Origin of the sequence: Fodinicola feengrottensis (assembly GCF_010993775.1) — a bacterium.
GTDB lineage: Bacteria > Actinomycetota > Actinomycetes > Mycobacteriales > HKI-0501 > Fodinicola > Fodinicola feengrottensis.
Genome location: NZ_WOTO01000075.1, coordinates 1 through 16021 on the forward strand (window position 1 = coordinate 1; position 16021 = coordinate 16021).

A 16021-nucleotide genomic window follows, 5' to 3' on the forward strand; every position below is an offset into this window, starting at 1 on the left:
GGTGGACGGTACGGGTCCGATGCCCGGGTTTAAGGGCGGGGATATGGGCGGTACGGGGACGGAGCCCCTGGTAAGTGCGGTGAAGCGAGGGTGCGGGTATCGTCTAACAGCCATCGGAAAATCCCGCCCCGCCACCAAAGACCGGTGGACGGGGCGGGCTTTTCCGATGGTTTACTGCCGATCGGCCCTGTGTTTCTTCTGGCGCCTTCGGCGCGGGCGCGTCCGACTACGGCTACGAGAGTCCGCCTTTGTAGGCCCGCGAAGACCGCGGGCCTGCAAACGGACGCTCCGGCCGGAGGGGCGCAACATCGGGCCTGGCGGCCGATGGCGCCGGACGGGGCTGGGTCCCGTCTAAGTTGACCGACTTGGGTGTGAAGGTGACGGGTCCGCACGGGGTGGGGACAGCGGGGTTGGGTTTCGTCGAAGGTGACCAACTTGGTGGAGATGGTGACGGTTTCGCGCGGGGTGGGCACGCGGGGTTGGGTTTCGTCGAAGTTGACCGACTTGATGGGAATGGTGACGGTTTCGCGCGGGGTGGGCACGCGGGGTTGGGTTTCGTCGAAGTTGACCGACTTGATGGGAATGGTGACGGTCTCGCGCAGGGTGGGCACGCGGGGTTGGGTTTCGTCGAAGTTGACCAACTTGATGGAGATGGTGACGGTTCCGCGCGGGGTGGGCACGTGGGGTTGGGTTCCGTGCAAAGTTGGCCGACTGTGGTGTGAAGGTGACGGTCCCGCGCGGGTGGCGCGTCTGGGTGTGGAGGCGAGCGTCCTGGCGTTTTCGCGACCGAGCGGGCAGGGGTTACGGGTGTGCCAAGCCGACTAGGGTCGGGTAACCCTGCGCGAACTTGACGTTTTCGTTGTGACTCTCGGCGTGTTGACGACGAAAACGTCGGGTTCGCGGGCCGGCGGGACAGGAGCGGACGATGAGTGACTTGGGTGAGCGGCTGGAGCGGGCGCACCTGATGCCGGCTGGGCCGGCGCAGGTGGCGGCGATCGAGGAGGCGGTCCGCGAAGCCGACGCCGAGGGGCTGACCAACCTGCAGTATCGCGGCAGGTTACAGGCCACCGTCGCCTACCACCACAGCGCCGAGTCGGCGAAGGCGTTCGACACGTTCTCCTGGTGCCTCGCCGCGTACGACCGCGGTGACGGCGACCCCGAATACGACATGAACCTGTGCTGGCAGTTCAAGTGGATGGTCAGCTCGCTGACCAAGTTCCCTGACGTGCCCTTGGATCGTACGTACGCGGTGCTGGACGACATGGAGCGTCTTTATCGGCTCGCCGGCCAGTCGATGAACCCGGTGCACCAGCACCGAGAGTTGGTCGCCGAGCACATCGGCGATGTGGCCACCGCCGATGAGCAATATCAGCTGTGGTGCGCGGCGCGCGCGCGGCGACGTGTCCGACTGCGTTGGCTGCGAGCCCACCTCCCAGTTGTCCTACCTGGCTTGGCGAGGCCGCGACGAGGAAGCCGTGGTCCTTGCGCTGCCGGTGCTCAGTGGCGAGTTGACCTGCTCGGAGCAGCCGCAGGACATTCTCACTGAGCTGCTGCTTCCTTTTCTTCGTACCGGAAGAGTGCAGGAGGCCGCGCAGGCGCACCGGCGGGCATACCGGGCCATTCAAGGGAACCGGGCCAAGCTCGGCACGCTGGCCCAGCACCTGGAGTTCTGTGTGGCCAGTGGCAACGAGGATCGCGGGCTGGAGCTGCTGGAGCGGCATTTGCCGTGGCTGGACGAGCCGTCGACGCCGTCCGCCGAGATGCGGTTCTCGGCGGCCGGCGCGGCCGTCCTGCGCCAGGCCGTCGACGCCGGCTTTGCGGAGCTGGCTCTTGGGCGCGGCGACACCGAGATCACCGCTGGTGCCTTGTACGACGAACTGACTGAGCGCGCGCTCGCGCTGGCCGCCCAGTTCGACGCCCGAAACGGCACTGACGAGCAGGGCAACCAGATCCGGGCGCTGTTGGCCGCTGAGCAGTTGGTTGAGCGGGTGCCGCTGTCTGGTGCGGTACGCCAAGCGGCTCCTTCAGTCGTACCAGCGGCACCGCCGACACCCGACCTGCCGGCGTCCGCCCAGGAGCTGGCCGACCTGGCCGAGCGGGCTGGGGTGCTGTGGAACTTCGTCGAGGCGGAGGCGATCTGGGCGCGCTTTGACGAGGTGTGTCCAGAGCCGTCACCCGCCCTGCTTGGCCGGCGGTTGAACGCGCGCGCTGGAATGGAATCCCGCCGAGAGCCGGAGGCGGCTGAGCGCACCTGGCTGGCCTCGATCGAGGCCTTCGCGGCGGCCGGCGACGAGGTCGGCCGGCAGCTCGCGGTGGGCCGGCTGGCGTTGCTGCGCTGTCACCTCGGCCAGGCCGAGGAGGGCTTCGCCGAGCTGACCGCGAGCGTCGCGAGGATCGACGAGCTGGGGGATCCGAAGCAGCGAACCCGCGCGCACCTGCGGCTGCTGACTGGCCTGCAGGCGATCCACCGCCCGGACGATTTTCCGGCTGAGCTGGCCGAAATCCAGCGGCTGGCCGAGGCGGCGACGACGACGTGCCGCTGGCGGCGCAGGCGGCGATGGACTCGGCAGAGGTGACCGGGGAGCGGGCGAGCGCCGAGCGGGCCGTCGAGCTTTTCCGGAGCCTCGGGCCGAGCAACGTGCTGTGTGAGGCGCTGATCCTGGCCGCCCGGCTGCGGGCCAGCGACGGTGACCTCGAAGGCGCGTACGCGCTGCTGCCCGACGCGTTGACCGCCACTGAGCAGGCGATTCGCGGCCGGGCCTGGCACCTGCGCGGCCAGCTCGCGATGGATCTGGAACGGGAGGCGGAGGCGTACGAGTCGCTCGGTCGGAGCGGTCGCCGCGCTCGCCACCGCCGACCAGCCGGTGCCGGCCGCTTTCGCCCGCGTCGACCTCGCGTCCGCGTGTCTGGTGACCAGCCGGCCGGACGAGCTGGCCGACGCGGCCGAGGACGCGCTGCCGGTACTGGCCGAGATCGGCGCGGACGGTGAGCTGGCCCGGGCGAAGTTCCTGCTGGCTCGCGCGTACCGGGACCTCGGACAGCCCGAGCAGGCGCTGGAACTGCTTGATCAGGTGGCCGATTTCTGTGCTACCGAACGGAATCAGGGTGGTCTTGGGCAAATGCGCGAAGGCGCCGCAGAGATCCTTGACGAGCTCGACCGGGACGCCGAGGCGGCGCAGCGGTTCGCCGACGCGGCTGCTGCGTACGGCGCCGCCGACATGGTGTTGGAGCAGCTTGGCTGCCTGCGCCGAACCGCCCTGTCGTGGCTGTGGGCGGCCGAGGCCGAGCGGGCCGTCGGCGCGTTGAACGGCGCCGAGCAGCTGGCGTCGGTCATCCCGGACACCGAGCCGCCGGCGGTCTGGGCGCTGGCCATGCTCGGCTACGACGCGGCTCGGATCCTGGCCAACACCGGCTCGGCACCGGAGGCCCTCGTACGGGTGACCCCGGCGGCCGAGCGCTTCCGGCAGCTGGGCAAGACCATCGAGGCCGCCGTCGCCGACGTACTCCGCCGCGGCCGGCTCCTGCTGGACATGGGCCGCCACCTCGAAGCCCAGCGCGTCCTCACCGCCGCCCTCAAAACCGTCCCCGCCGAAGCCGACGGCCCCCGCGGCGAGCTCACCGAACTCCTTTCCCGAGTCGTCGTCTCCTGACCTCGCGAACTCGGCGTTTTCGCTGGCGACACGCCGGGGTTGAGGACGAAAACGTCGAGTTCGCGAGGGTCTGGTGGCGGAGATGACAGGTGGCGTACGCCCAGAAGTCAGAGATCTTTGGCAGTCTGGTGGCATGGGTGATCTTGCGGACGACCTGGAACTGGCGCTGCGACTGGCAGATGCGGCCGACGAGCTGACCCGGCGGCACTGGCGGGACCCGGCGCTGGACATCCAGCTGAAACCGGACAACAGCTTCGTCACCAACGCCGACAAAGAGGTCGAGGCACGGCTGCGCGAGGAGATCGCCGCCGCCCGCCCGACCGACGCGGTGCTCGGCGAGGAGGAAGGCCTGATCGGTGACCCGGCCGCCAGCCGGCGCTGGATCATCGACCCGGTCGACGGCACCGCCAACTTCGCCCGCGGCCGGCACGGCTTCGCGACCCTGATCGCGCTCGCGGTCGACGACGTGCCGGTGGTCGGCGTGATTTCCATGCCCGCGTACCACGAGCGCTGGTGGGGGGCCGTCGGCGTCACCGCCGACTCGACCGGCGGACCGCTGCATGTGTCCACCATGGACACCCTGACCGAGGCTCAGGTCGCGTACAGCGGCCCCTCTGTCTGGCGTCGCCGTGGCTTCGGTGACGGCATCGAACGCATCCGCGCCGCCTCGTACGAAATGTTCACCGCGTCCGACGCCAGCGTCTCCGGTGACGTCGCCGCCGGCCGGTACGAGGCCGCGCTTTGCCCCGCCGGCAAAATCTGGGACTTCGCCGCTTCGTACGCCGTGATGGTCGCCGCCGGCGCGAAGGTCACCGACATCACCGGCGCCGCCCGAGTGGACACCGGCACCATGGTCGCCGCCAATCCCACTCTGCATGCCGAGGTTCTCCGACTCCTTGGTACGGCTGACGGTTCCTAGCCCAGCGACCGCTCCAGGTGCCGTCGTCCGGGCGTAAGGTGCATCCGTGGCCATCAGAGATCTTCTCTACAAAGTTTACGAGCGGCGGCTGGCCACCTCGCTCAGCGGTAAGACCATGCCGCGGCACATCGGACTCATCATCGACGGCAACCGCCGGTGGGCCCGCGATGTAGGCCTGACCACGCCCAGTGGGCATCGGGCCGGCGCGGCCAAGGTCGAGCAGGTGATTGGCTGGAGCCACGACGCCGGCGTCGAGGCGGTCACCGTGTGGCTGCTTTCCACCGAGAACCTGTCGCGCCCGGCGGAGGAGCTGCGGCCGCTGCTGCAGATCATCGAGGGCCTCGCCACCGACCTCTCCGAAGACGGGCAGCCGTGGCGGCTCACCGTGCTGGGTGCTCTGGATCTGCTGCCCGACCAGACCGCGGCGATCCTCAAAGAGGCCGCGCGAGCCGTACGGACGAGCGCACCGGCATGCGGGTGAACATCGCGGTCGGGTACGGCGGCCGGCGGGAGATCGCGGACGCCGTCCGGTCGCTGCTGCTGGAGCACGCCAACCGGGGCAGCTCGATCGAGGAGCTGGCCGAGATCCTGTCCGCCGACCACATTGCCGAGCACCTCTACACCCGCGGCCAGCCGGACCTGGACCTGATCATTCGTACGTCCGGTGAGCAGCGCCTTTCCGGGTTCCTGCTGTGGCAGAGCGTCTACTCGGAGTTCTACTTCTGCGACGCGTACTGGCCGGCTTTTCGGCGCGCGCACTTCCTGCGCGCGATGCGGGACTACGCGAACCGGCACCGCCGCTACGGCGGCTGACCGGCTCGTACCGTAAGCGCCTTTTGTGCGGTTCGCTGAACCGCGGATGTCGGCCATGTGTCCAGTCGATGCCAGTGGTGTTTCGGCAGGTCGTCGACGCGTACCCGCACACCGCGGCACGGCGTGTCAAGGGCTTGATCTCTGCTGCGCACGGCGTAACTTCGGTAGTGGCGGACCGGGTCTTCCGGACCGCCCGGGTGGCCCCTTGTAAGGAGCCTTCTTGGTCCGACCGCTGCACGCCCTGGACGCAGGTTCATCCAGTGGCTGCGATAAGCGAGGGGGCCGGCACCCGGCCCCCTCATGGGGTCAGGTCCCGGCCGAATCCTCACCGCGGGTCTGGGGTGCAGACCTGCTGGAGCGGCGCCGTGACTACACAATCCGCGACATCCGCCCCGGAAATCCGGACGTTCGTCATCGACACGTCGGTTTTCCTCTCTGATCCGGGCGCGCTGGCTCGCTTCGCCGAGCACGAGGTCGTCCTCCCGCTGGTGGTGATCAGCGAGCTGGAGGGCAAACGACACCATCCCGAACTGGGCTGGTTCGCCCGCCAAACCCTGCGAACTCTCGACGAACTCCGCATCAAATACGGCCGATTGGACGCGCCGATCCCCGTCAACGACGAGCGGGACCGTACGAATCGAGCTCAACCACTCCGATCCCAAGGTGCTCCCGCCGGGCTTTCGGGCGGACGCCAACGACCACCGGATCCTCGCCGTCGCGCTCAACCTCGCGGCCGAGGGCAAGGACGTCGTGCTGGTCAGCAAGGACATGCCGCTGCGGGTGAAAGCGGGTTCGGTCGGCGTCGCCGCCGACGAATACCGGCACGAGATGACCTCCGGCGACGGCTGGTCCGGCATGGTCGAGCTGGACGTGACCGAAGAGCAGATGGCGACGCTGTACGGCGAGGTGTCGCTGGACCTGCCGGCGGCCGCCGGGCTGCCCTGCCACACCGGTCTGGTGCTGCTGTCCGGCCGTGGCTCGGCGCTGGCCCGCGTACAACCGGACAAGACCGTCCGGCTCGTACGAGGTGACCGCGAGGCCTTCGGGTTGCACGGCCGGTCCGCCGAGCAGCGGGTCGCCTTGGACCTGCTGATGGATGACGACATCGGCATCGTGTCGCTCGGAGGCCGGGCTGGTACGGGCAAGTCCGCGCTCGCGTTGTGCGCCGGCCTGGACGCGGTGATGGAGCGCCGCAAGCACAAGAAGGTCGTCGTTTTCCGGCCGCTCTACGCGGTTGGCGGCCAGGAACTCGGCTACTTGCCGGGCACTGAGGCGGAGAAGATGTCGCCGTGGGGCCAGGCGGTCTACGACACGCTCGGCGGACTCGTCAACGACACCGTGCTGGAGGAGATCCACGCCCGCGGGATGCTCGAAGTGATGCCGCTGACGCATATCCGTGGCCGAAGTCTCCATGACGCGTTCGTCATCGTCGACGAAGCCCAGTCGCTGGAGCGAAACGTGCTGCTCACAGTGCTTTCGCGGCTCGGCCAGCGGTCCCGCGTCGTGCTCACCCACGACGTCGCCCAGCGGGACAACCTCCGGGTTGGTCGGCACGACGGCGTCGCGGCGGTCATCGAGGCTCTCAAGGGCCACCCGCTGTTCGCCCACGTGACCCTCACCAGGTCCGAGCGTTCGCCGGTAGCCGCCCTGGTCACAGAGATGTTGGAGGGTCTGAACATCTAGTTCGCGGCCGCTTTCCAGAGGCCGGATTTCAGGGGTCGACACGCCCGTGTCGACCCCTGAAACGCGTCCGTACCAAAGCGGGTTAAAATACCTCAGTACGGACGAACGGGTGATGAGTTCGACCGTGGGTGTGACGTTTTGAGCCGGACGGACGATGGGTTAACGTACGACCGCCCAGGCGCTTGAAACGAGCTCGGCCATATTCTTCCCCGGGCCGAGTTGTCGACGCGGCGACAGTGACCGCGCCGGTGACAGGGTGGTGGAGCCGTTCGCGGGCTGCCTTTATGGGCGGCTTGGTGCGCACGACGAAGGGAAGTTCGCAGGTGAACCGGATCGTTGTCCGGGGGTCGAGCGTGGTGGTCCGCAGTTTCGCGGTCGCCGTCCTGATGCTCGGCGTCGGAGCCGCTTATTTCGCCGGCTCGATGAAACAGCCCGAGCAGATCACCGCGGTCAGCCAGCAGACCCGGCCGGTCGATGACGACCGCGCGGACCAGGCCGGAGCGCTCGCCGACGCCAAGCGCGCCGGCACGACCGCGCAGGTTCAGGCCCAAGTCCAGGCGGCGGCAGCCGCGGACGCGAAGGCGGCGGCAGCCAGAGCGGCCGCCGCGAAAGCCTCCCGATCCCAGGCTCGTACAGACGACGGCACCGGTGCAGGTCTGAGTGTGCCCCCGCCGTCAGTGGACTGCATAAAGAACTACAGCGGTAACCGCCGGATCGCCTGCGGCATGCTTCCTCAATGGGGATTCTCCACGGGCGAGATGACCTGCCTTAGCCCTATGTGGGATAAGGAGAGCGGCTGGTCAACGCACGCGACCAACAGTGCGGGTACTGCCTGGGGTATCCCGCAAGCCGTTCCGAAAGACCGTCTTGCTGAGGCAGGTCCCGGCTGGAGGGACGACCCGGCCACCCAGATCAAGTGGGGCCTCGACTACATCAAGAAGCGATACAGCACCCCTTGTAAGGCTTGGGCGATCTGGCAGACCCGAGGTTGGTACTGATCGTTCGTTGACGACGCCGTCTCCGCTACGCGGGGGCGGCGTTTTCGCGTTTCTGTCCCGTTGGGTGAGTAGTAGTACTCAGCGGGGTTGAGTATCAGGGCAGATTCGGCTGGGTACGGATTTCGGGACGCTTCACTCCAACGAGGAATCTCTCTTGGAGCTGAGTGATGGCGAGTCCCCTGCCGTTGGCGCGATGCCCGTTGTGTGCCGTCGAGAATCCCCAGGTGTTGCCGCATTGCCGAGGCTGCGGCCTGCGGTTGGTCGGCCCGGCGGCCGACGAGATCAGTTCATCGACCAGGAGCTGACCGGCGTCGACCAGCAGCTGCGGCGGCTGCGCGATGCCCGCCATAACTTCGTCCACCGCCGGCGGGTGCTGGTCGCGCAGCTGGAAGCCGAGCTGGCCGCGGCGGCGCTCGTGCCCGCCGGTCCGCCCGCGCCCACGGTCGTACGGCCGTCGATCCCGCCGGCTCCTTTGGGCGTACGCGGCCGACCTGCCGTCACGTCCTCACAGCCCATGCCGCCGGCCGCGCCACAGCCGTCGTCTACCCGTACCGAAGCGCGCGCGGTCGACGAGAACTCACCGTGGACCGTGCAAAACGTCTTGCTCAGCCTCGGCGGCCTGCTGCTCAGCGTTGCCGCGGTCGTCTTCACCGTCGTCGCGTGGGGACGAGTCGGCATTGGCGGCCGGGCCGCGATGCTGGCCGCGTTGACAATCGTCGTGCTGGCCGTGCCGGCGCTGCTGAACCGGCACGGCTTGCGTACGACCGCGCTGGCGGTCGCGAGCGTCGGGCTGGTGTTTCTTGGCCTTGACGCGTACGCGGCCCGGGCGTCCGGACTGCTGCCGGACAGTCTGGCCGCCAGCACGTACGCAGGCTTGGCCGTTGCCATAGTTGCGGCGATAGCGGCCACTTATCCGGCGCTGGTGCCGAACCGTTTCATGCGACCGCTCGCGGTGGTGCTGGCGCAGGCCGTGCTGCCGCTGCTGGTGGTCGCCGACCTGCGACCCGGCGCTACCGGCTGGGCGGCGGTCGCGCTGCTGGTCGCGGCGGCCGATGGCGCGCTCGGCTGGCGGCGCAAGGACGAAGTGATGATCGTGGCCTGCGGCTGCGGAGGGCTTGCTCTGGTGGCCGCGGGCGGGCGGCTCGCTGCTGGGGTTGGCGTTGGCTCGTACGGCCACGACGTCCGCGTTGGCGGCCGGCGTCCTGGCGCTTGGCGCGGCCGTTCTGCTGGCCAGCGGGCTGGTGTTCGGGCAGCGGACGGTCGCCGATCTCGGGGCGGGTGCGGTGACGGCCGCGGTGGCGATCGGGCTCGTCGTCATGCCCGCGCGAGTGGCCGTTCACCCGCCGGTCGCGGCCCGCGATCGCGATCGCGCGCGGTGGTGGTGGCGGCGCCGCGTCGGCGGCGCTGCCGGCCCGATGGCGGCGGTCGTCGATGCTGGGCGCTCTGCCCGTGGTGGTCATCGGCGCTGTGGTTCCGGCCGCGAACGCGCTGCTGGTGATGGTGGGCGACAGCGCGGCCGCGGCCGCGGTGTGGCTCGGACATTACGAGCTGTCAACCGCCGCTCGTACGGCCATCCGGCTGTTTGGTGGCATCGACGTGTGGACCGTGATTGCCGCCGTTTTCATCGCGGTGGCCGGCACCGCGCTGGCCTACCGCGCGCTCGCCGCCTGGACGGCCGCCGCGATCGGGGCCGGCGGCTTCGCGGTGGTCGTACTGCTGCTGCCCGCGGGCCTTCGGCTGGACTGGCCGGCCGCGCTCGCCGTCCAGCTGGTCGCGATCGGTGCCTTGGCCGGGGCTGCGCTAGCCCGCCGGAGTGCGCCGGCTGGGGCGAGCGAGCCGTCGACGGCTGCCCCGAGAAAGGACTGGCCGGGAGCTCGGCGGCTGTTCACGGCGACCGCGGTGATCAGCGCGTTAGCGCTGGTAGCGGACCTGGTCTGCTGGTCAGCGCAAGGGCAGCACGCGGCCATCGCCGCGCTGACCGCGCTGGCCTCCGGCGCCGTCGTGGTAGCCGTACCGGCCCATCAGCGGGAACTGAACTGGCTGCCGGTCGGGATCGCGGTCGCGGCTGCCGGCGCTGACAGCCTGACCATCCTTTCGGGCGTACCCACCTGGTGGGCGTCCCTTGGCCCGCTGGCCGTTGTCGTGATGACTCTTGGCGTCGCCGGCTTGCTGCGTGGCGGGCAGCGGTTGGCCGCTGAGCTCTCGGCGCTGCCCTGGGCCCTGGTCGCGCTCGGCCTGACCTCCGGCCATCCGTGGCAGTCCGGCCTGGTCCTGGCGATCTGCGGCGCCGGGGCCGGCGTGGTGGCGGTCCACCGCGATCGGCGGGCCGTCCTGGTCGCCGTCGGGGTGCTGGAAGTGGCGCCTCGCCTCGTGGTGCTGGCTGTTCGCCGCGGACGTACGAGTGCCGGAGGCGTACACACTGCCCGCGTCGTTGCTGCTCGCGGGGGCCGGGCGCCGTTCTCTGCGCCCGCGGCCTTCATCGCGATCCGGCTGGTGCCGCGGTCGGGTTCGGTCTCGCCGGGATGTTGCTGCCAAGTCTGGCGTGGTTGCCCGTCGAACCCGGCCAGGCGTGGATCCGGCTGACCGCGATCACGCTGGTCGCGGTGGCCGTGACCAGCGCCTTGCTGCTCGTACGGCGGCCGTGGGGGGAACTCGCGGGATGGCAGGCGGGTGGTGCGTTCGCGGCCGTACTCGCCATTGGCGGTGCGGCCGGCGACGCGATCGCGCTGGGCTACCGGCTCGGGTGGGAGCAGCGCTGGACCGCCTTCGCGGTCGTCGCCGTGGTGGCGGTCGCGGTGGGAGCCGCCGCCGCGATCGTCCACCGATCCGTCCCGATTTCGGTCGCGCTGGAGGTCACCGCGATCCCGGCCGCAATGGTCGCCATCGGGTTGACGGGCGGCCATCTGTGGCAGAGCGGTCAGATCTTTGCTCTTATAGCGGCGATTTCCGCGGTGGCTGCGCTGCGGGCGGACCGGCGCTTCCTGGGATATGTGGCCGCTGTCGCGCTGATGGTCGCGTCTTGGTACTGGCTCGACGCGGCGGCCGTCCACCTTCCGGAGGCGTACACACTGCCCGCCGTGCTGGCGCTGCTCGGTTTCCGGCTGGCCTGGGCGACCCGCCGGCCACCGTCGCTCAGCGCGACCCTGCAGGTGGCCGCCGCCGGGATTCTCGCGGTGCTGCCGAGTGTGCTGTGGCTCTCGGTCGCGCCGACCGAGGCGTGGATCCGGCTGACCGCGCTGGTCATTGCCGCTCTGCTGCTGGCGGTGGTGGGTGGTTTCGTACGGTTGCCGTGGCCGGTGCCTGGCACGCGGGTGAGCGGATGGCAGCTGATCGGTGAGCTCGCCGCCGGCGCGGCCGTACTCGCCGCCACCCTCGACGCGGTCGTCGCCGGCTTCCACTTCGGCTTCCCAGCGTCGGCGATCGCGTACGCCGTGCTGATGGTCGGCGGCGCGGTCGCCGTGGCTGTGGCGGCCTTGGTACGTCATCCGTGGTACTCCAGTGCCCGAGCCCCAGACTCCGGTGCCGTGGCTGCTTCGGCGCGGGTCCGGCTGGCTTTGGTGCTGGAGGCCGCCGCGCTGCCCGCGGGGCTCGCCGCTGTCGGGCTGACCGTCGGCCAGGCTTTCCACACCGGGTTGGTGCTGTTCCTCGCCGGGCTGGTGGTCGGGCTGCACGGCCTGCGGCCGGACCGCCGGATGGTCTGGTTCGTGGCCATCGGGTTGGAGCTGATGGCCACTTGGAGTTGGCTGGTGGCCGCTCGGATTGGTACGCCCGAGGCGTACACGCTGCCGGCCGCCGGGCTGGCGATCGCCGGCGGCTTCTGGATGAGCCGGCGGTGGCCGCAGCTGCTGTCGTGGGTGACCTTCGGGCCGGGCGTGACTGGGTTGCTGCTGCCCAGCCTCGCGATGACGTTCCTGGTGTCGACCGAGTCGTGGCGGCCCTTCGCGCTGGGAGCCGCCGCGCTGGCCGTCACTCTGCTCGGCGCGTACCGCCGCCGCCAGGCCCCTTTCCTGATCGCCGCCGCGATCCTCGCCGTACTAGCGGTCCACGAGCTGTCCCCCCGCTGGTCGCCGATGTCGTCACCGCCCTGCCGCGCTGGGTCCCGCTCGCCGTCGGCGGCGTGGTGCTGCTGGGCGTCGGCGCCCGCTACGAACACCGCCGGCGGGACGTCTTACGCCTCAGCCGAGCCGTCGCCCGCATGCGCTGACCCGGAGATCAGGCTGGGGAGGTGGGTTCGCGGGGTTCCTGGTCGTCGAGGAAGCGTTCGATCAGGCCGCGGACGACGGCGGCCATGGTGAAGTTGTGGCTGGAGCACCAGTCGCGCAGCCGGGCGTGCTGGTCGGTGGGCAGTCTCACGGTCACCAGCTGGCTGTTCTCGCCGCTGGGCAGCGTGCTGGTGAGCTGCCGTCGCCAGTCCGCCGGCATGCCGGTCCAAATCGACGCGCGGACGCATCCGCGGCGAGTCGAACTGGTGGGTTGGTGGGACGACGCTCGGCGGCTGGGCGACGGCCCGGGTGGTCTCCAGCAGCCAGGCGGTGACTTCCTGGCGGTCGGCGGGGGACAGCGATTCCAGCGCCGCGGCGAGCTTGCCGGCCGGGCTCGGTGACGGGCTCATGGACGTACGATAGCGCGCGCTATCGCCGCCACGATAGTGCTAGCTAGCCTTTGAGGGCGCTGACGATGTCGGCGGTGGTGGTCACGGTGGCGAAGTTGTGGTGCAGGTTCGCCGCGGTGATCCGGGCGAACTCGTCGGCGGTGACCGTGCTGCCGTCCGGGCCGACCTCGTCGAAGGTGTGCGTCGCGTCGAGCGCGAACAGCACTCGATAACCGAGGTCGCCGCCCATCCGTGCGGTGGTTTCGCAGCAGCGGTTGGTCTGGATGCCGCAGACCACGATCTCCCCGATGCCGGCCGCCGACAGCCAGGCGTGCAGCTCCGGCTTGCCCAGGAAAGCTGAATGCACGGACTTCTGCAGAGTCAGCTCGGCGGTGACATTTTCCAACAAGGGCTGGAAATCATTGCCTGGCTGACCGGGGCGCAGCGGAGAATCGGTCTTCGTGGAGTGGTGTCGTACGAGCACGATCGGGCGGCCGGTGCGGTGCCAGCCGGCCAGCAGCTCGGCAATGTTGGACTCGAAGTCGGGGTTGTTGCGGGTGCCCCAGGACGGGTCGGAGAATCCTTGCTGGACGTCGACGACGATGAGGGCCGCGTTGGGCGCGATGATTGTCATGCCTTCTATCGTTCGCCGCCGAACCGACGGGAACTAGTGGCAAGAATGTCACCATGGGGTAGATTCCAGCCATGCGGACGATCGCGCTTCTCCTGCAGCCGGGCAACAACGCTTTTGATGTCGGCGTCGCTATCGAGGTCTGGGGCCGAGACCGCACCGAGCACGGCGTGCCGCCGTTCGAGCTGCGGACCTGCGCTCGTACGCGCGAACCGGTGGCGTTGGAGAGAGCGGCCTGCAGGCGGTGCCCACCCACCCGCTGGCCGGGCTCGCCGGCGCTGACCTGGTGGTGGTGCCCGGCCGGAAGGACTGGTTCGCTCCAGTGGACGAGGAGGTGAGTCGCGCGCTGCGGTCCGCGGTGCGCCGCGGGGCGACGGTGGCCGCGCTGTGTTCGGGCGCCGCCGTGCTGGCCGAAGCCGGTCTGTTGGACGGCCACCGGGCCACCACACATTGGTTGCTAGCCGACCGGTTGGCCGTCGATTTTCCTGATATCAAAATGGAAACCGACGCACTGTTCATCGGCGACGGTCCACTGTGGACCTCGGCTGGCACGGCCGCCCGGCATCGATCTCTGCCTTCATCTCGTACGCCTCGCGCACGGCTCGGCGGTGGCCGGCACCATCGCCCGCCGGATGGTCACCCCGCCACACCGGGACGGCGGTCAGCGCCAGTATGTGGACGTGCCGGTCCCGCCCGTACGCCCGCCGGCACCGTCGATAGCGGCCCGTCCAAGACTGGGCCCGTGACCGGCTTGATTCCGCGCACACTGTCGCCGGTCTGGCTGGGAGAGTCGGTGTCAGCGAGCGTACTTTCGCGCGCCGGTTCGTCGCCGAGACCGGCGTCTCGCCGCTGCAGTGGCTGCTCGCCGAACGGGTTCGGCGGGCCGCGGAGTTGTTGGAGCGTACCGATCTTTCCGTCGATCGGGTGGCGACCCGCTGCGGTTTCGCGGACGCCGGTGTGCTGCGTACCCATTTTCGCCGGCAAATCGGCACCACGCCGGCCGCGTATCGCCGAACTTTCGCCCGGTCAGGCTGAAACTCAGCAGGGAGCCGGCTCCGGGTGCATGCGGAAGTCGTAGCGGTAGGGTAGTGGCTCGTCGGTACCGGCGGCTCGCTGGTAGTCGGACCAGAGCCGGCCGAGGCTGTCTTCGCCCTCCTTGAGGTCGCTGATTTCCCACGGACCGCGCAGAATCGCGCCGGCTCGCTGGGTGTCGCCAACGGCCAGCGCTGCCCGGCATTCGCACAGCCGGATCCGGCCGTGCGCTCGCTGCGCCGAATCGAGCCCGCTGATCAGGTCCAGCGCGTCCGAGGCCAACCCGGCTCGTAGCAGCGCGGCCAGGGTTTCGTTGGTGAGCTGCCAATTTCCGGGCAGCAGCGCATGCGCATGAGTCAGCAGCGCGGCCGCCGCGGTGGCGTCCTGCTCCACCACCGCCAGGTTGCGCAGGCTCCACGGGTTTTCCTTCAGCGCGGACGATTTCTGCCAGGCCGCGCGGGCGCCGGCGTGGTCGCCGGTGGAATGGCGCAGTAGACCCAGGTGCAGGAGGGCGTGCCAGTCGTCGCCCAGGGTCAGCAGTTTATCTGTCCACTGTGGACCAACGTTTGTGCTGACCGGCTGAGTTTGAGCAGGGAAGGCGCCAGTTTCCCAGAGCTGGAGCCACGGTTGCTGATCCGGGCCGAGGGTGTCGTCGGCGAACGCGGCGCGGCGGCCTCGGCGGGCAGGCCACCGTGTGCGTACCTCCAGCGCACCCCAACCGGACCCCACCGACAGTCGGTCAACTGGCGCTTGCGCCGCCCCACCGCGCGGCTTCGGTGTCCACAGTGGACAGGTCGGTGGCCGGGATCACCCGCGCGACCGCTTCGCCGGCGGCTTGGCTAGCGCGTGTCCAGTCGCCGTGGGCCACTTGGGCGTCCACCGCGATCGGGCCGTACGCCTCGGTCCAGGACCAGGTTTCGCCGGCGGGCATCGGCACGTGCTCCAGCTGCGTACGAGCCAGGCCCGCCTGGATTTCCAGATAGCGTCCGTCGCCCAGCCATTCCTGCCAACGCCGGCCACCCTGGCCAGTGCCCCAGAAGAAGAGTTTCCGGCCACGCATCGGACGCGTCGACGTCTGGAAAAATCCGTCGCCGTTCTCGTCGACGGCGGCGATCCAGCCGGCCCTGTCATCGGGAATATCGTAAAAATAGTCCGCCGCGGTGGCTGCCCGGGCCGGATATCCGTCGGTGGGACCGGGAACCGGAGTTTTCCTTAGCTCCGCCTCATAGCCGAACTGCCAGGCGGTGTCGGCCGGCGCCAGCACCCGGGTCGCGTCGGTTTCCGGTACGGCCACATTGGACCACCAGTAAACTGGAATTGTTTCCCGGTGCGGATTGTGCAGCCGCGGGCGTACGAACAGAACCCTGGAATCGGGCGGCAGCCACGCGTCCAGCTGGACGACCATCCGGCGCAGTCGCTCGTACTCCCACATGCGCAACACCGGCACGCCTTTTGGCCCGGACACCCAGCCAGCGCATGGGGCGCACACGTCAGCGGCCAGTGCCCGGTGGTGCCGAGGTTCCACTCCACCCCGCCGGCGAACCAGGCGTTGCGCAGCGCGAGGTTCGCGGTCTGCAGCACCGATGGCCGGTGCAGAAGTTCGCGGCCGTTCGTACGATCGACCAACGACCACAGCCGGCCGCCGAACTCCAGCAGGAAAGTCGCGGTGAGCCACTCGTTTTCCAGTACGGCAACCGAACCGAA

At 69.6% G+C, this 16021-nt stretch carries 16 protein-coding genes and 5 pseudogenes; 17 read left to right on the forward strand and 4 right to left on the reverse strand.

From position 1 onward, the window contains the following. Positions 1 to 925 precede the first annotated feature (925 nt). The 13 genes and pseudogenes from GNX96_RS42930 to GNX96_RS42985 all read left to right on the forward strand — a co-directional run bounded on the left by GNX96_RS42930 (position 926) and on the right by GNX96_RS42985 (position 12666). Positions 926 to 1546 carry a hypothetical protein gene (locus GNX96_RS42930; protein ID WP_163573276.1) on the forward strand — a complete coding sequence of 207 codons (621 nt, stop codon included), beginning with the start codon at positions 926 to 928 and terminating at the stop codon, positions 1544 to 1546. Next, positions 1476 to 2576, forward strand: coding sequence for a coiled-coil domain-containing protein (locus tag GNX96_RS42935; protein ID WP_163573277.1), 1101 nt, complete (start codon positions 1476 to 1478; stop codon positions 2574 to 2576). Before GNX96_RS42930 ends, GNX96_RS42935 begins: the two co-directional genes overlap by 71 nt. Further along, entirely contained in the window at positions 2534 to 2989 is a 456-nt protein-coding gene (locus GNX96_RS42940) for a hypothetical protein (RefSeq protein WP_279583025.1), read from the forward strand. Before GNX96_RS42935 ends, GNX96_RS42940 begins: the two co-directional genes overlap by 43 nt. Further along, a complete protein-coding gene (locus tag GNX96_RS42945; RefSeq protein ID WP_163573279.1) occupies positions 2910 to 3650 on the forward strand; it encodes a hypothetical protein in 741 nt (246 codons plus the stop codon). The genes GNX96_RS42940 and GNX96_RS42945 overlap by 80 nt, the downstream gene beginning before the upstream one ends. An 82-nt stretch (positions 3651 to 3732) precedes the next feature. Next, positions 3733 to 4569, forward strand: a complete 837-nt coding sequence (locus tag GNX96_RS42950) for an inositol monophosphatase family protein (RefSeq protein ID WP_279583037.1) — start codon at positions 3733 to 3735, stop codon at positions 4567 to 4569. Positions 4570 to 4615: 46 nt separating this feature from the next. Further along, positions 4616 to 5382 (forward strand): annotated as a pseudogene (locus GNX96_RS42955) (isoprenyl transferase). A 341-nt stretch (positions 5383 to 5723) separates the two neighbouring features. Continuing rightward, a pseudogene (locus GNX96_RS42960) lies at positions 5724 to 7065 on the forward strand (PhoH family protein). Positions 7066 to 7388: 323 nt separating this feature from the next. Next, complete coding sequence (locus GNX96_RS42965; RefSeq protein ID WP_279583026.1) at positions 7389 to 8063, forward strand: aggregation-promoting factor C-terminal-like domain-containing protein; 675 nt, start codon at positions 7389 to 7391, stop codon at positions 8061 to 8063. A gap of 235 nt (positions 8064 to 8298) precedes the next feature. Then, positions 8299 to 9561, forward strand: a complete 1263-nt coding sequence (locus tag GNX96_RS42970) for a hypothetical protein (RefSeq protein WP_163573282.1) — start codon at positions 8299 to 8301, stop codon at positions 9559 to 9561. Continuing rightward, complete coding sequence (locus GNX96_RS42975) at positions 9516 to 10646, forward strand: hypothetical protein (RefSeq protein WP_279583027.1); 1131 nt, start codon at positions 9516 to 9518, stop codon at positions 10644 to 10646. Before GNX96_RS42970 ends, GNX96_RS42975 begins: the two co-directional genes overlap by 46 nt. 854 nt (positions 10647 to 11500) lie before the next feature. Then, positions 11501 to 12103 (forward strand): annotated as a pseudogene (locus tag GNX96_RS66430) (SCO7613 C-terminal domain-containing membrane protein); the annotation flags it as partial. Positions 12104 to 12183: 80 nt separating this feature from the next. Then, a complete protein-coding gene (locus GNX96_RS66435) occupies positions 12184 to 12267 on the forward strand; it encodes a hypothetical protein (RefSeq protein WP_390624298.1) in 84 nt (27 codons plus the stop codon). A gap of 84 nt (positions 12268 to 12351) precedes the next feature. Beyond that, positions 12352 to 12666: a hypothetical protein gene (locus GNX96_RS42985; RefSeq protein WP_163573285.1), complete on the forward strand. Its 315-nt coding sequence runs from the start codon at positions 12352 to 12354 to the stop codon at positions 12664 to 12666. A gap of 52 nt (positions 12667 to 12718) precedes the next feature. On the opposite strand, the gene GNX96_RS42990 is transcribed toward GNX96_RS42985, so the two are convergent. Further along, positions 12719 to 13288 (reverse strand): cysteine hydrolase family protein, encoded by a 570-nt coding sequence (locus tag GNX96_RS42990; RefSeq protein WP_163573286.1) that lies wholly within the window; start codon positions 13286 to 13288, stop codon positions 12719 to 12721. A gap of 71 nt (positions 13289 to 13359) precedes the next feature. On the opposite strand from GNX96_RS42990, the gene GNX96_RS61885 reads away from it, so the two are divergent. From GNX96_RS61885 to GNX96_RS61900, 4 genes and pseudogenes are all read left to right on the forward strand, one after another. Next, complete coding sequence (locus tag GNX96_RS61885) at positions 13360 to 13623, forward strand: type 1 glutamine amidotransferase family protein (protein ID WP_313885932.1); 264 nt, start codon at positions 13360 to 13362, stop codon at positions 13621 to 13623. Beyond that, positions 13530 to 13778 (forward strand): annotated as a pseudogene (locus GNX96_RS61890) (DJ-1/PfpI family protein); the annotation flags it as partial. The gene GNX96_RS61885 and the pseudogene GNX96_RS61890, both read left to right, overlap by 94 nt. Positions 13779 to 13893: 115 nt before the next feature. Further along, positions 13894 to 14031 carry a hypothetical protein gene (locus GNX96_RS61895; RefSeq protein WP_313885934.1) on the forward strand — a complete coding sequence of 46 codons (138 nt, stop codon included), beginning with the start codon at positions 13894 to 13896 and terminating at the stop codon, positions 14029 to 14031. A 31-nt stretch (positions 14032 to 14062) separates the two neighbouring features. Then, positions 14063 to 14320, forward strand: coding sequence for a helix-turn-helix domain-containing protein (locus GNX96_RS61900; RefSeq protein WP_313885933.1), 258 nt, complete (start codon positions 14063 to 14065; stop codon positions 14318 to 14320). Between the two features lie 3 nt (positions 14321 to 14323). Here the strand turns inward: GNX96_RS61900 and GNX96_RS43000 are convergent, their stop codons facing one another. From GNX96_RS43000 to GNX96_RS66440, 3 genes and pseudogenes are all read right to left on the reverse strand, one after another. Beyond that, the gene (locus GNX96_RS43000; RefSeq protein WP_163573287.1) at positions 14324 to 15046 is read right to left on the reverse strand and encodes a hypothetical protein; all 723 of its coding nucleotides are present in this window, start codon (positions 15044 to 15046) and stop codon (positions 14324 to 14326) included. A 10-nt stretch (positions 15047 to 15056) separates the two neighbouring features. Further along, a complete protein-coding gene (locus tag GNX96_RS43005) occupies positions 15057 to 15749 on the reverse strand; it encodes a DUF5107 domain-containing protein (RefSeq protein WP_390624299.1) in 693 nt (230 codons plus the stop codon). Between the two features lie 53 nt (positions 15750 to 15802). Then, positions 15803 to 16003, reverse strand: a pseudogene (locus GNX96_RS66440) (DUF5107 domain-containing protein); the annotation flags it as partial. Positions 16004 to 16021 lie beyond the last annotated feature (18 nt).